Here is a 595-nt window from a genome sequence, read left to right on the forward strand (position 1 = left end):
GGCCACTTTAGCTCAGTTGGCAGAGCGTCTCACTCGTAATGAGAAGGTCGACAGTTCGATTCTGTCAAGTGGCTCTTTTGACAGCTGCCCTTTGCAGGGGTTAGGTATGCAGCAGGCGCGAGTGGCGTAATGGTAGCCGCGCAGGATTTAGGTTCCTGTGTCTTCGGACGTGTGGGTTCGAGTCCCATCTCGCGCACAGGTATTAAGGCCAGGGTCTGTTCCCGCTTCCTGATTCCGTGGAAGTGGGTACAGGCCCTGGCTGATGCTACCGGAGTCAGTGGCGGTTTTCCTGCTTGTTCCTCAGGCAGGCCACGAAGCCGACCAGGCCAAGCGCCATCAGCAGCAGGATCCTGAACACGGCCAGGGGCCACCCGCCCGTCAACGGCAGGGCCGAGTTGGAAGGACGGAACTCCAGCGTCTGCGACACGACGGCTGACTCGTTTCCTCCTTGGAACCTGCCCTGGGCGTCAGCGCCCTCAGCATCATCGGAAAGCACCTGCGCCGTGAACCCGCCCTTGTTGACGCCCTCAGGCGGAACCGCCTGCCACAAGCCCTGGTCACCCACAGTGACATCCGTACTGCTATTGCCGGGCCA

2 tRNA genes and 1 pseudogene are annotated in these 595 nt (G+C 61.0%); 2 read left to right on the plus strand and 1 reads right to left on the minus strand.

Features of this window, described 5'->3' with window-relative positions:
- Position 1: 1 nt before the first annotated feature.
- Both J3T95_RS09125 and J3T95_RS09130 read left to right on the plus strand, forming a co-directional pair.
- Positions 2-74 (plus strand) — tRNA-Thr (locus J3T95_RS09125).
- A gap of 41 nt (positions 75-115) precedes the next feature.
- Positions 116-196, plus strand: a tRNA-Leu gene (locus tag J3T95_RS09130).
- Between the two features lie 78 nt (positions 197-274).
- Here the strand turns inward: J3T95_RS09130 and J3T95_RS09135 are convergent.
- Positions 275-595, minus strand: a pseudogene (locus J3T95_RS09135) (hypothetical protein); the annotation flags it as partial.

Origin of the sequence: Bifidobacterium sp. B4079 (genome assembly GCF_026537385.1) — a bacterium.
Lineage (GTDB): Bacteria > Actinomycetota > Actinomycetes > Actinomycetales > Bifidobacteriaceae > Bombiscardovia > Bombiscardovia asteroides_I.